Origin of the sequence: Thiohalorhabdus denitrificans (assembly GCF_001399755.1) — a bacterium.
Lineage (GTDB): Bacteria > Pseudomonadota > Gammaproteobacteria > Thiohalorhabdales > Thiohalorhabdaceae > Thiohalorhabdus > Thiohalorhabdus denitrificans.
This window is the reverse complement of record NZ_LJCP01000008.1, coordinates 105,450-117,368: the sequence shown is the minus strand read 5'-3', so window position 1 is coordinate 117,368 and position 11,919 is coordinate 105,450. Positions and strand designations below refer to the sequence as shown.

At 66.5% G+C, this 11,919-nt stretch carries 12 protein-coding genes and 2 tRNA genes; 9 read left to right on the top strand and 5 right to left on the bottom strand.

The genetic code is table 11. The annotated features are described in order from the left end of the window. The 7 genes from ispH to AN478_RS05505 all read left to right on the top strand — a co-directional run bounded on the left by ispH (window position 1) and on the right by AN478_RS05505 (window position 7,993). Window positions 1-945, top strand: a complete 945-nt coding sequence (gene ispH, locus AN478_RS05535; protein WP_054965624.1) for a 4-hydroxy-3-methylbut-2-enyl diphosphate reductase — start codon at window positions 1-3, stop codon at window positions 943-945. 141 nt (window positions 946-1,086) lie between these two features. After that, window positions 1,087-1,392 carry a hypothetical protein gene (locus AN478_RS05530; RefSeq protein ID WP_054965623.1) on the top strand — a complete coding sequence of 102 codons (306 nt, stop codon included), beginning with the start codon at window positions 1,087-1,089 and terminating at the stop codon, window positions 1,390-1,392. Beyond that, complete coding sequence (locus AN478_RS05525; RefSeq protein WP_054965622.1) at window positions 1,389-5,441, top strand: pilus assembly protein; 4,053 nt, start codon at window positions 1,389-1,391, stop codon at window positions 5,439-5,441. Before AN478_RS05530 ends, AN478_RS05525 begins: the two co-directional genes overlap by 4 nt. Next, window positions 5,442-6,044 (top strand): prepilin-type N-terminal cleavage/methylation domain-containing protein, encoded by a 603-nt coding sequence (locus AN478_RS14685; RefSeq protein ID WP_054965621.1) that lies wholly within the window; start codon window positions 5,442-5,444, stop codon window positions 6,042-6,044. Then, entirely contained in the window at window positions 6,022-6,486 is a 465-nt protein-coding gene (locus AN478_RS05515; RefSeq protein WP_054965620.1) for a type II secretion system protein, read from the top strand. Before AN478_RS14685 ends, AN478_RS05515 begins: the two co-directional genes overlap by 23 nt. Next, window positions 6,483-7,439, top strand: a complete 957-nt coding sequence (locus AN478_RS05510) for a prepilin-type N-terminal cleavage/methylation domain-containing protein (RefSeq protein WP_054965619.1) — start codon at window positions 6,483-6,485, stop codon at window positions 7,437-7,439. The genes AN478_RS05515 and AN478_RS05510 overlap by 4 nt, the downstream gene beginning before the upstream one ends. Then, complete coding sequence (locus AN478_RS05505) at window positions 7,436-7,993, top strand: hypothetical protein (protein ID WP_054965618.1); 558 nt, start codon at window positions 7,436-7,438, stop codon at window positions 7,991-7,993. Before AN478_RS05510 ends, AN478_RS05505 begins: the two co-directional genes overlap by 4 nt. Here AN478_RS05505 and AN478_RS05500 read toward each other — a convergent pair. The 4 genes from AN478_RS05500 to AN478_RS05485 all read right to left on the bottom strand — a co-directional run bounded on the left by AN478_RS05500 (window position 7,990) and on the right by AN478_RS05485 (window position 10,087). Further along, a complete protein-coding gene (locus tag AN478_RS05500) occupies window positions 7,990-8,649 on the bottom strand; it encodes a protein-L-isoaspartate O-methyltransferase family protein (protein ID WP_054965617.1) in 660 nt (219 codons plus the stop codon). The genes AN478_RS05505 and AN478_RS05500 overlap by 4 nt on opposite strands. Before the next feature lie 156 nt (window positions 8,650-8,805). Further along, window positions 8,806-8,881, bottom strand: a tRNA-Phe gene (locus tag AN478_RS05495). Between the two features lie 36 nt (window positions 8,882-8,917). Next, the gene (mutY, locus tag AN478_RS05490) at window positions 8,918-9,958 is read right to left on the bottom strand and encodes an A/G-specific adenine glycosylase (protein ID WP_054965616.1); all 1,041 of its coding nucleotides are present in this window, start codon (window positions 9,956-9,958) and stop codon (window positions 8,918-8,920) included. A 55-nt stretch (window positions 9,959-10,013) separates the two neighbouring features. Continuing rightward, a tRNA-Gly gene (locus AN478_RS05485) sits at window positions 10,014-10,087 on the bottom strand. 218 nt (window positions 10,088-10,305) lie between these two features. On the opposite strand from AN478_RS05485, the gene thiS reads away from it, so the two are divergent. Next, window positions 10,306-10,512: a sulfur carrier protein ThiS gene (thiS, locus tag AN478_RS05480; RefSeq protein WP_054965615.1), complete on the top strand. Its 207-nt coding sequence runs from the start codon at window positions 10,306-10,308 to the stop codon at window positions 10,510-10,512. Between the two features lie 52 nt (window positions 10,513-10,564). Continuing rightward, a complete protein-coding gene (locus AN478_RS05475) occupies window positions 10,565-11,350 on the top strand; it encodes a thiazole synthase (protein WP_054965614.1) in 786 nt (261 codons plus the stop codon). Between the two features lie 136 nt (window positions 11,351-11,486). Here AN478_RS05475 and AN478_RS05470 read toward each other — a convergent pair whose 3' ends face one another. Then, the gene (locus AN478_RS05470) at window positions 11,487-11,801 is read right to left on the bottom strand and encodes a hypothetical protein (RefSeq protein WP_054965613.1); all 315 of its coding nucleotides are present in this window, start codon (window positions 11,799-11,801) and stop codon (window positions 11,487-11,489) included. Window positions 11,802-11,919 lie beyond the last annotated feature (118 nt).

Genomic DNA, 11,919 nt, shown 5'->3' with positions numbered 1-11,919 from the left:
ATGGAAATCCTGCTCGCCAATCCCCGCGGCTTCTGCGCCGGGGTGGATCGCGCCATCGAGATCGTGGAGCGGGCTTTGGAGAGCTTTGGCGCGCCCATCTACGTGCGCCACGAGGTGGTCCACAACCGCCAGGTGGTGGAGGACCTGCGGGAGAAGGGCGCGGTGTTCGTGGAGGAGGTGGACGAGATCCCCGCCGGGGAGACCGCCATCTTCAGCGCCCACGGGGTCTCCCAGGAAGTGCGCGAGCGGGCAAAGGCAAGGGATCTCAAGGTCTTCGACGCCACCTGCCCGCTGGTGACCAAAGTCCACATCGAGGTGGTCCGCCACCACAAGGAAGGGCGGGAGGTGGTGCTCATTGGCCACGCCAACCACCCCGAGGTGGAGGGAACCATGGGCCAGGTGGACGGCGGCATCCGCCTTCTCGCCACGGAGGAAGAGGTGGCCCATCTGGAGGTGGCGGACCCGGACAACCTGGCCTACGTCACCCAGACCACCTTGTCCGTGGACGACACCATCGGCGTGGTCCGGGCCCTGCAGCAGCGCTTCCCCAACATTGTGGGGCCCAAGGGCGACGACATCTGCTACGCCACCCAGAACCGTCAGGACGCCGTTAAGAAGCTGGCCGAGCATACCGACCTGATCCTGGTGGTGGGCGCCCCGAACAGCTCCAACTCCAACCGCTTGGTTGAGGTGGCCTCCCGGCTCGGCGTCCCCGGACACCTGGTCCAGAACGCCGAAGAGGTGGACCCCGATTGGCTCGAAGATTGCAACCGGGTCGGCGTGACCGCAGGTGCGTCCGCCCCGGAAATGCTCGTGCAGGGCGTGGTGGACCGCCTCCGGGAGCTGGGTGGGGAGGGGCCGGTTAGCCTGGAAGGCCCCGAGGAAGGGGTGCACTTTCAGGTCCCCGTCGAGCTCCGCAAAAAGGGGCAGGCCGAATCTCTGTAGAGCGTTTTTTGTTGGACAAAAAGCGGCTCTAGCGACAGGGCACGTCACTTCTCTGCCAGGGCTCCTCCTGCGGTCGATCCTGTCCGGCACTACAGGTATGCTGTAGCCGGATATTCCGATGCGGACCGAAGGGGGAGCTTCTTGCGTCCGACCATCCTGTTTTCCTTCCTGGCTCTCTTGCTCCTGGGGCCGACCTGGGCCGCGGCTATGACGGTAACCGGCCGGGTCCAGGAGCGCGGCGATGAGCACGTGGTGGTGGGCGGCACCCACTTCCTGGTGGATGACCAGACCAAGGTCTTCTTCTCCACCCGCCCCGAAGCGAAGCCCAGCCCCTACCGGCCCCGCTACCTGGAGGACGTCTACCGCGTGCGTGTCAGCGGGGTCCAACGCCGGGCTGCCAAGATCGTCATCCTTCCCTTCGGTTACGAGCTGGGAGAGCGCCGATGAACGTCGCCGTCCGCGCATTTGCCGTCGTCGCCCTGCTGGTCCTGACCTCCAGTCCGGCCTGGGCTGCCGTCAAGGACAACTACTGCTACGACAACCCCGCCATCGCCTCGGACCTGAAGCCCAACATCCTGGTGCTCCTGGATACCTCCGAGAGCATGAACCGGGCCGCCTACGCCGATTACGGCGCCTGCCCGACGGACCCCGACAACGGCCTGGACGATTACGACTTCTGGGGCTGCTACAAAGACGGTGCGCTGCAGAACTCCTACGACTCCAACCAGAAGTACCCCGGCTACGCCCACAACAACTATTGGTACAAAATTGGTAGTAACGGGGGTTGGGAGGTCGTCCAGGACTGCACCAGCGGGGGTCACTGCGACCCCGAACAGCCCTACTGGCGGGATTACCTCGGCCCGGACAATGATGACAACACCGGAGCCACCACCTGGTATTCCGGAAACTTCCTGAACTTCCTGCTTATGCCGCGCATGGACATGGCGCGGGTGGTTCTGGTGGGCGGCAAGGGGGCCTCACGGCAGAAGGACACCAATAAGTACGAAACGGAGCACGGTGAGGTCTTCGAGCCGCCCGATTCCGACCCGCGTACCGGAGTGCTGCAGGAGGTTGCCGACGACGCCCGCTGGGGAGTGGCCAGCACCAACGCGGAGGACGGTGCGTATATCGACACCCCCATCGGCAAGGACAACATGACCGATGTGGAAAGCACCGTGCAGAACTGGTCCGCGGGTGGTGATGCCCCCCTGGCGGAGGCCCTGTGGACCGCGACGGGGTATTACGCTCGAGAGACCGAGGCCAGCGGCATGCCGGGGGATATATCCGGCGACGGCCCGGAATACAACAACGGCGACATCCCCACCACGGACAACAAGGACCCCTTCAACTACGACGGCGAATACCCCCAATGCGCCAACAGCTACGTGCTGCTGATCTCGGACGGCATGCCTGATGCCGACGACAAGCTCCCCGACGACCTGACCACCTATCGGGCGGGTGACCTGGATTACGACCTCGTAGACCCGGATAACTCCCTCAATGGGGATTACGGCCTGGACAACGTGGCGTACTACATGTGGGCAAACGATTTCCGGCCGGATATCGACGGGACCCAGAACATCATGACCTACCCCGTCTACGCCTTCGGGGACAATGACGAGGCCAAGCGGATCATGCAGAACAGCGCCGTCAACGGCGCCTTCGAGGACCTTAGGGACGAGAACGGCGAGAAGGACGGGCTGCCTACTTATGTGGAAGAGGACGGGGCCTGTGACCTGGACCCCGACACCAACAACAAGGAGGGGGTCAACTGCGAGGAGTGGGACGAGAACCTCGACGACAGCCCCGACGCCTATTTCCAGGCGGGCAAGGGCACCAACCTGGAGAACCAGCTGCGCAAGGCCATCAATGCCATCCTGGAGCGGGTCTCCACCGGCTCCACCGTGGCCACAATCTCCACCCAGACCCGCAGCGGCGGCGTCCTGCTGCAGGCCTACTACCAGCCTCAGAAGACGGTCATTGACCCCGAGGGCGATACCTACAACCTGTCGTGGCAGGGGCACCTGCGCACCCTGTGGACGGACCCCGCGGGCAACATCCGGGACGACAACAGCCAGGACGACGAACTGGTTCTCGATGACGACCACATCCTGAGCTTCGAGTACGACACGGAAGGTCGGGAAGTGGAGGTCATCCACTACCCCGACGACGGGGAGATCGACGGCGCCGAGGCCAAGGACAATATTCCCGACACCTGCGCGGATCCCTCGGAGAGCTCCCGGGTGAAGAAGACCCTGAACACCGGAGTGCCACCGGTGTGGGAGGCGGGTGTCCGCCTGGAGCAGCGGACCCCCGGCACTGTCAACGACGGGGTGGAAACCAGCTCCCGGGAGATCTACTTCAACCACGGCGATCCGGGCGATCCTTCCGACGACCGCCTGCGGGATCTCGACGTGGAAACGGAGGTGGCGGATATCCTGGCCCCCTACTGGCAGGCGGACAGCTCCGACCTCGTCCCCACCGAGCTGATCAAGTTCATCAGGGGAATGGACAATCCCGACGGCAACACCGAGGACTACCGGGTACGGCAGGCCGAGGACCTTACGGCGACGGACTACGGCGAAGACGCCGGGGAGGAAGTGTGGAAGCTGGGGGCCATCATCACCTCCACCCCTCGCGTGCTGCGGCCGGGCCCCGTATCCAGCTACGCCGACGAAGGCGCCATCGGTTACACCGACTTCTACACCTCCGATGGCGAGGCCCCGGATATTCAGAACCGGGCCCCCATGGTCTTCGTCGGCGCCAACGACGGCATGCTCCACGCCTTCTACGCCGGTTCGGTGGAGAGCGCTCCCGACGACGATAACGCCACCGCCACCCTGGAGGAGCCGGACAACGGCAACGCGGGCAAGGAGGCCTGGTCCTTCATCCCGCAGAACGCCCTGCCCTACCTGCGCTGGTACGGGGAGATGGGGCCCGAGTGCAACATCCCCACGGTGGACTACCGGGTGCAGCTGGTGGACGCGGCCGTTGCCGGCGAGGCCAGCGATGCCATGGCCAGCAAGGACGATTGGCGGACCCTGCTGGTGGGCACCATGGGCTTCGGCGGGCAGGCAATATCCTGCGACGACGTGGACGGGAACGGGGAGGCCGATACCCTCAGCTCGTCCGTCTTCGTATTGGACGTCACCGAGCCGGAGAATCCCGAGCTCCTGTGGGAGCGCAATCTCGATGACCAATCCCTGGCCCTGACCACCCCGGCGGTGGTACGCCGAGGTAATACCAACAACCAGGGCGACTGGTACCTGGTCCTGGGCAGCGGGCCCCTGGATCCGGAGGCGGAAACCTTCGTGGATCCTCCGCAGCTCTATACCTTCAACCTCCGGACGGGAGAGCTGGCCCGGACCATGGACCTTACCGATTCGGCGAACTTCCGGGACGACCAACCGGCCGCTGGCCCGGCGTCGGTGGGGGAGCCCCTGCCCTTCGACCCCGATCAGGACAACCTGACCGACGCGGTGTATTTCGGTACCTACGGCGCCCCCGGAGAGGAGAAGGGCCGCCTCTACCGGCTCCATCTGGCGGATGCCGTGGAGGACTGGGATCTCACCCTGGCCGCCGAGGTGGGCTCCTCCACGGGCCGGCCCTTCTTCGCCGCGCCGGGCGGCGCCCTGGACCCCGAAGGCGACCTCTGGATCTACGGCGCCACGGGGCGGTTCTTCTCCGAGGATGACCAGACCGACGATCTGTCCCAGTACTTCTTCGGCTTCGTGGACGGGTGCTGGGGCGACGGCTCCGGAAGCGAGGAGGGGGACGTCTACGGCGGGGAGAACTGCGACGGTACCGTCACGGTGCAGGACGACCTTCCCAAGATGATGACCGTTAGCCCGGACTCCATACCCAGGATGGAAGGCGTGGAAGTCCGGGCGGAGCCGGTCTCCTACGAATGCCGCTGCGGTAGCAGCTTCTTCCAGACCGCGAGCGGTGGCGACTCCACCGAATGCCCCGACGGTTCGGACTTGGTGGTCCAGGAGGCCAAGGCGGTGGAGTACAGCGATTGCCCCTGGGGAACGGACTGCGGCACCAACAAGCCTGCCGAGATGCGCGCCAAGGTGAAGGAGAGGGGCGGTTGGTACTGGGAATTCACGGGCGGCGAGCGGGTGTTCAGCCAGCCCGCCGTGCTATCGGGGCTGGTGAACGTGGCCGGATTCACGCCGGCCAGCGACATCTGCACCCCCGGCGGCACCACCATGTCCTACGCTGTGGACTACCGCACCGGGACCGCTCCGCCCCGGCCCACCTTCCTCAGCGCCGGGGGCACCTCCGAGGTCTCCGATAGCGACCAGGTGACCATCGAGACCGGCGTGTCCCTGGGCCAGGGGGTGCCCCCGGTAGGGGAGAGCTACGCCGGTTCCGCCGGGGGCAGCGAGGGCGAGCTGAATACCATGACGCAGCCCAGCACCGGGGAGATTAAGCAGCTCAAGCAGCAGGTGGAGCAGATGGAGAAGGGCATCCTCTATCGGCAGGAGCAGTAGGTGGTGGAACAGCGTGGTTTCACCCTCATTGAACTCCTGGTGGCGATGGCCATCATCGCCATCCTGGCGGCCATCGCCTGGCCGAGCTACACGGCTTGGCAGCAGCGGGAGGGCCTGACCGAGGGCACCATGTACCTGAAGTCGGCCCTGTCCGCGGCCCGCGCACGGAGCATCCAGAGCGGCCTGACCTGCGGCTGCCCGCCGGGTGTCGCGGAGAACGGGAACTGTGGTGCCAGCGCGGTACAGGGAAGCTGCACCAGCCGGCTGTACGGGGTGGAGCTGGACTCGGTAAATAACCGGGTACGGCTAATGAGGCTCTGTGATGACGACGGGGAGATCTGCCAGGGCACCACGGCCACGTCGGCAACGGCCTCGAGGTCCGTGGAATGGCATCAGGAGTTCAGCCGGTACGTGAGCATCGACCAGACGGATACTGCGACAAACGTCCTGGACAACGGCCTCTTCTTCGACAAGGCAGGCCGGGTCTCCGGCAGTGCCGGCTCCATCTTCCTGCAGGCGGGCGGCCAGGAGCGCTGCGTGGTGGTGTCCAATTCGGGCCGTATACGGGAGGGGGTGCCGGATGGTACCGGAGACTGCGACTAGGGAAGCGGGTTTCACCCTGATCGAGGCCCTGATCGCCATGAGCGTCTTCGCCATCGGGGCGGCCATGCTGTTCCCGGCCATGTACACCTGGGTGGAGGCCACCGGCCTGTCCATCCAGCGGGACGAGGCCATGCGGGTGCTCACCAGGGCCGAGGATACCCTGACCTATTCCTCCGGGGCGGTCTGGGACTCGCAGGAGACCTATGATCGCTACGATGACGCCCTGAATGGGCTTGGAACCGTGAGCTATTCCCAATGGGACCAGTTCTCCCCCCCCGATATGCCCATTACCTACGAGGTGGAAACGGCGGTGGTGGGCGTCACGGACACCGCCGGCAACGTGGCCAGCCGCGTCATGCGGGTCAGGGTCCAGTGGACCTCCCCAGGCGGGGGGACGGAGACCGCCTCCCGTATCCTCCAGCGCAACGGAGATCTCCTGTGACCCGTGGCCCGGCTTGTTCCCTGGATTCCTCCGGGCGGGGATTCTCCCTCGTCGAGCTGCTGGTGGCCATGGCCGTGGTGGGCCTGCTGCTCGGGGCGGTGTTCCTGACCTTTACCAACTTCCTGACCGAGAGCGCAAACCAGGCCTCCCTGAGCGCCCAGAGCCTCGACGTCCGCACCGGGCTGAACCATGTCCATCGGGACCTTGCCTCCGCCGGGATGGGCATCCCGGATGGGGACATGGAAAACGCAGTAGCCGGTACCGCATCCGCGGTAACCATTCGCTCCACCGGGGTTTCCGGGCGTGACGACGATAACGACAACCCGGCCGGGCAGGTGGCGGTTTTGCAGTCGGGGCCGAGTGCCCACGGCTTACCGGACAATTCATCGGGCGTGGTGCTGACCCCGGCCCGGGAATACGTGGCGGATACCTTAACCGACACCACCAACAACGAGCTCCACGAGCTCGACGTCAGCCTGAAGAGCCCCAAGCTCTTCTACGTGAGCCGGACAAACCCTAACTACTACGAGCGGGAATACCGACTGAGTGACTCCTGTTCGAAGACAACGGGGGACTGCGGGTCGTGCGCGGACGGGACTCCGGACCTGATTTACGACGATACCAACGGAGGGTCCGGGCCGGCGGTGGAGTGCGTGGCGGACTTCCGCGTTAGGTACGGGTTCCAGCTGAGCAACGGGGAAATCGACTTCTCCAGCGAGGATCCGAACGACGAACCCTCCGGCGTGGACGATCTCCTGCCGGACGCGCTGAAGGTAGGGATGGTGGTGCAGGTGGGCAGCGAATACCGCAACGAGGTGCGCACCGAAAGCCCGGTGGAATACGCGGACGCGGATCTGCAAACGGGAGGCGGGGTGGGACTGAGCACCGAACAGCAGCAATACCGATGGAAGGTAGTGGAATGGACCGTACCCCTGCCCAACATACCCCGATGAGCTCCGAGCGCGGGGTGGCCCTGGTCACCGTGATGGTGGTGCTGGCCTCTTTAGCCCTGTTGATAGCGGGGGTCTACTCCTTGGTCACGGAGGGGACCCGCTCGGCCCGGGACAATGTTCACTTCCAGAGCACCCGCAGCCTCTCCAACGCCGGCCTCCAGCACGCGGCCAGCGTGGCGGACTCCGTGTGCCGGCTCGGTTTCTTCCCCGATGCGCCCGCCGGGGCCGGGGTCCAGTGGAGCAGCCTTGCGGATTTCGCCAGTTATCTGCGGGGGACGGAGACCCGATCGGGTGGTGGGGGGCCGGATCCCTGCACCCAGGGGAATCCAGACATCCAATACCAGGATCCGGCGAGCGGCATTCAGGTGCGGGCCTGCGTCTACCATCGGGAGAAGGGGATTGTCGCCGGGGCCGGTTCGGGGCCCGTGTTCACCCAGGGAGCGAAGGGCAAGCAGGCCGTACAGAACCTCTTCGAGATCACCGTCTGGGCGGAGGGCCCCAGGGAGGTGTTGGGCCAGTATCAGGCGGCGGCCCGCTACTTCACCAGCAACTAGAAGACGAATTCCTTCTTCTTCTCCACCCCGCGCAGGTGGGGGATCCCCTCCAGCTCGAACAGGGCCTCCTCGCTGAAGGCGTCCTCTCCGAGGCGGGTGATTCGATACGCTTCCTGGACCGGAGGGTCGTTGTCGAGGATGCACACCAGCCGACCTCCCCGGTTGAGCTGCTCCTTGAATTCCTCGGGCAGGTAGGGCATGGCGCCGGTGACCAGGATGGCGTCATAGGGCCCCTGGCGCTCCCAGCCCCGGGAGCCGTCCCCCACCTCCACGCGGACGTTGTCGTAGCCACGGGCGCCCAGCCGCTGCTCGGCCTCCACCTTGAAGCCCGGGGTTACCTCAACGCTCCAGACCTCCTTGGCCAGCTCGGCGAGCAGGGCGGTGACGTAGCCGGTACCGGTACCCACCTCCAGCACCTTGTCCTCGGGGCTCAGGCGCAGCTCCTGGAGCAGGCGGGCCTCCACCAGCGGGGAGAGCATGTGCTCCCCGATCCCGAGCGGCACCTGGTAGTCGATGTAGGCCCACTCCCTGGACTCCTCCGGAACGAACTCGTGGCGGGGAACGCGGTCCAGCGCGTTCAGGATGCGGTCATCCAGCACCTCCCAGGTACGGACCTGGGACTCGATCATGTTCCGGCGTGCCTTATCGAAGTCCATGACTGCTGCACCTTTCCCGCGTTGGAGGGGTCCGGGGGTTGTTCCGAAGCCACGCGATTAAACCACCCCCCTCAAAGGGGTGTCAACGCGGGGCGACAGGACGCAAAAAGGCCCGGATCCCATGGAAGGATCCGGGCCGAGGCGAGGTCCAGCGGATGGTGCCCGGGGGCGGAATCGAACCACCGACACGAGGCTTTTCAGGCCACTGCTCTACCGACTGAGCTACCCGGGCGAAGGCCCCAAATTCAAACGCGATCCGGCTCCAAAGTCAAGGAACGTTTTCCACCCAGGGGATGATGGCGGCGGGCAGGCCCAGCCGATCCCGGTCCCCTCGGCGGGCGAAGGTCCGTTCGGCGTCCGCCAGGCCCGACTGTCCACCCCATGTGAGGCGAAGGGGATGGAGGTCCAGGTGGAAGTGGCTGAAGGTATGACGGAAGGCCGGCAGCCGTTCCTCCGGCTCCAGTCGCGCACCCAGCCGTGCCTCCAAAGTTGCGCGGGCGTCCTCGGAGGTGTGGCCGTCCTTCTCCACCAGGGGAGGACACCAGAGCCCGCCCCAGAAGCCCGTGGAGGGGCGCCGTTCCAGGAGCAGGCCATCCTCCGACTCCACCAGGGCCAGCCAGGCCTCCCGCACGGGCTTCTCCTTGCGGGGGGCGCGGGTTGGGAGGGCTTCGGCCAGCCCCTCCGCATGGGCGCCGCAGTGCCTACGCACAGGACAGCTGTCGCAGAGGGGCCGTTTGGACGTGCAGAGGGTGGCCCCCAGGTCCATGATCGCCTGGTTGTAGTCCCGCGCGTTGCGGGCCGGCGTGCGCTGCCGGGCCTCCTCCCACAGGCGCCGCTCCACGGGGGAACGGCCGGGGTATTCCCTCTCCACCGCCACCCGGGCGAGGACCCGCTTAACGTTGGCATCCAGGATGGGCAGCGGTTGGTTGCAGGCGCTAGACAGGATGGCTCCGGCGGTGGAGGGCCCGATCCCCGGCAGGGCCACCACATCCGCGTAGTCCCGGGGAAAGACTCCGTCGTGCTCGTTGCGAATGCGCCGGGCCGCGGCATGGAGATTGCGGGCGCGGCTGTAGTAGCCCAATCCCGACCATAGGGCCAGGACCTCGTCCTCGTCGGCATCGGCGAGGTCACGGATGGTGGGAAAGCGCTCCAGGAAGCGGCGGAAATAGGGGCGCACGGTCTCCACCCGGGTCTGCTGGAGCATGATCTCCGAGACCCAGACGGGATAGGGGTCATCAAGACCCCGCCACGGCAGGGACCGGCCGTGCTGCCGGTACCATTCCAGCAGGTCCTTGGCGAAGGGGTGCATGGCGGGTTACCGGGCGTAAAAAAAGCGGCCGGATGGCCGCTTCGGGGTTCGGAACTGGAGCGGGTGATGGGAATCGAACCCACATCACCAGCTTGGGAAGCTGGGGTTCTACCATTGAACTACACCCGCGCTGTCCTCCGGAAGGCGCCGGGGCGTCCTCCCTTCAAGACAACAACAATGTACCATGCTGCGCGCCAGACGCAACCGGCCGGCCTGCCGGCGTCCGGACGGGTCTGATATCCTTTCGGGTGGCCGCGGCGCGCCGTTCCCGATCACGTTCCCGGATGCCGGGGAACCGGGCCGGGCGCGCGGCCCCGTCGCGAAACCGCCGCCGAGGGAGTGGATGCATGGAGATCTGGGTGAACGGGGAAGCCCGGACCGTTACCGAGGGCAGCACCCTGCGTGCCCTGGTCGAGGAGCTGGGCCTGGACCCCCAGGGCGTGGCCGTGGAGGTGAACCACGAGGTGGTGCCCCGCAGCACGCATGCCGGGCACGTCCTGGAGGAAGGGGACCGCGTGGAGGTGGTCCGCGCGATAGGGGGCGGGGCCCGCTGAGCCCGCTACCCACCAATCCGCCTTTGAACCCAATACCCGAGCGAACAGCGTCATGACGCAGAGCAGCGATCCCCTGATCATCGCCGGCCGGGAGTTCTACTCCCGGCTGCTGGTGGGAACCGGCAAGTACGCCGACCTGGAGCAGACCCGGGCGGCCGTGGAGGCGAGCGGCGCAGAGATCGTCACCGTGGCGGTGCGCCGCACCAACATCGGCCAGCAGGCGGACGAGGCCAATCTCCTCGACTACCTCGACCCGGCCCGTTACACCATCCTGCCCAACACGGCGGGGTGCTTTACCGCCGAGGACGCCGTGCGCACCTGCCGGCTGGCCCGCGAGCTGGGCGGCTGGGACCTGGTGAAGCTGGAGGTGCTCGGCGACGAGAAGACCCTGTATCCCGACCTGTGGGAAACGGCCAAGGCCGCGGAGACTCTGATCGCGGAGGGCTTCCAGGTGATGGTCTACACCATGGACGACCCTATCGCCTGCAAGCGCTTCGAGGAGATGGGCTGCGCCGCGGTTATGCCCCTGGCCGCGCCCATCGGCTCCGGCCTGGGGATCCAGAACCGCTACAACCTGCGCATCATCCTGGAGCAGGCCAACGTGCCGATCCTGGTGGATGCGGGGGTGGGCACCGCCTCGGACGTGGCGGTGGCCCTGGAGCTGGGGTGCGACGGGGTACTCCTCAACACCGCCATCGCGGAGGCGGGGGATCCGGTGCGCATGGCCACGGCCATGCGCCAGGGCGTGGAGGCCGGCCGCAACGCCTACCTGGCGGGGCGCATGAGCAAGCGGCTCTACGGCTCCGCCTCCTCGCCGCTGGACGGGACCTTTTTCTAATACAGCTTTTCCGGGGCCTGGGGGCTCGGAGCCGCCCTGTGGGAGCGGCTACCAGCCTCGACCAGAGAGGCAGGACAGGCCGTCGCGACCGGGGGCCGCTCCTGGCAAGGGGCAGGGCCTAAGCGACGGTTCGGCGTCAGTGGGTGAAGCCGTTGCCGGAGCCGGAGCCGGAGGAGGAAGAGGAAGACTGGTCCTCGGCGCGCTGCACCTCCCCCTGCAGGTACTCCCAGATGCCGCCGATCTCCGCGGCGATGTTGGCGGCCCGGCCGAGGCGCCCGGAGGCCTCGTAGATGACCCGGGCGTCATCGTCCCACTGGCGCTCGTTCTGGGACTGGATCAGCGGCTCCAGGATCTCCTCCACCAGGAAGCGAAGGTCGTCGGTGACGCCGGCTAGGTCCTCCTCGGCGCGCTTGGCCCACTCCGCGGCGGTGGGGCGGTCGTTCTCCGGCATAGGGATGCGGCTCCTTGGGTTGCGTCGCCCGCCCCGGCGGACGTTGGCCGGGGCCGGGTGCTGCCAATTTCGAAACCCTATTTTAGACCCCAAGGCGGGGCCTTGCATGGCTTTTACG

Coding starts and splice junctions, on each gene's coding strand:
- ispH (WP_054965624.1), top strand. CDS start 1: ATGGAAATCCTGCTCGCCAATCCCCGCGGCTTCTGCGCCGGGGTGGAT.
- AN478_RS05525 (WP_054965622.1), top strand. CDS start 1,389: ATGAACGTCGCCGTCCGCGCATTTGCCGTCGTCGCCCTGCTGGTCCTG.
- AN478_RS05515 (WP_054965620.1), top strand. CDS start 6,022: ATGGTACCGGAGACTGCGACTAGGGAAGCGGGTTTCACCCTGATCGAG.
- AN478_RS05505 (WP_054965618.1), top strand. CDS start 7,436: ATGAGCTCCGAGCGCGGGGTGGCCCTGGTCACCGTGATGGTGGTGCTG.
- AN478_RS05500 (WP_054965617.1), bottom strand. CDS start 8,649: ATGGACTTCGATAAGGCACGCCGGAACATGATCGAGTCCCAGGTCCGT.
- mutY (WP_054965616.1), bottom strand. CDS start 9,958: ATGCACCCCTTCGCCAAGGACCTGCTGGAATGGTACCGGCAGCACGGC.
- thiS (WP_054965615.1), top strand. CDS start 10,306: ATGGAGATCTGGGTGAACGGGGAAGCCCGGACCGTTACCGAGGGCAGC.
- AN478_RS05475 (WP_054965614.1), top strand. CDS start 10,565: ATGACGCAGAGCAGCGATCCCCTGATCATCGCCGGCCGGGAGTTCTAC.
- AN478_RS05470 (WP_054965613.1), bottom strand. CDS start 11,801: ATGCCGGAGAACGACCGCCCCACCGCCGCGGAGTGGGCCAAGCGCGCC.